Below are 437 nucleotides of genomic sequence, written 5' to 3'. Positions count from 1 at the left end.
ATGATCCCAGCCCTGCCGCGGCTGCCCGAGGCACCCGGCCTCATCGAGCAGAGGGGCTATTTCGTCGTCCACGCCCCCCGGCAGACCGGGAAGACAACCACTCTGCAGGCACTTGCCCGGGAACTGACCACCGAAGGCCGGTACGCGGCGGTGCGGTTCTCCTGCGAGATCGGACGGGCCACCGGCGACGACTACGGCGCCGCGGCCCGGGGGATCCTCGAGCGGATCCGGGACGCCGCGGAGGCCACCCTCCCGGCCGATCTTCGCCCGCCGCCGTGGCCGGATGTGACTGACGCGAGCCTGCTGGTAGCCGCGCTGACCGCCTGGGCGCTTGCCTGTCCCCGTCCCCTGGTGCTGTTCTTCGACGAGATCGACGCGCTCCAGGGGCAGAGCCTGCTCAGCGTCCTCAGCCAGCTCCGCGACGGATACAGCAACCG

The 437-nt window shown here is 71.4% G+C and carries 1 protein-coding gene; it reads left to right on the top strand.

Features of this window, described 5'->3' with window-relative positions:
- Positions 1 to 437 (top strand): ATP-binding protein (locus NBW84_RS22035; RefSeq protein WP_250287046.1); only part of this gene is annotated, 437 nt, incomplete at both ends.

This window comes from Protofrankia sp. CiP1_Cm_nod2 (assembly GCF_920664355.1).
Taxonomy (GTDB): Bacteria; Actinomycetota; Actinomycetes; order Frankiales; family Frankiaceae; genus Protofrankia.
Note: the sequence above shows the minus strand (reverse complement) of the source record. Positions and strands in the feature narration are given on the sequence as shown.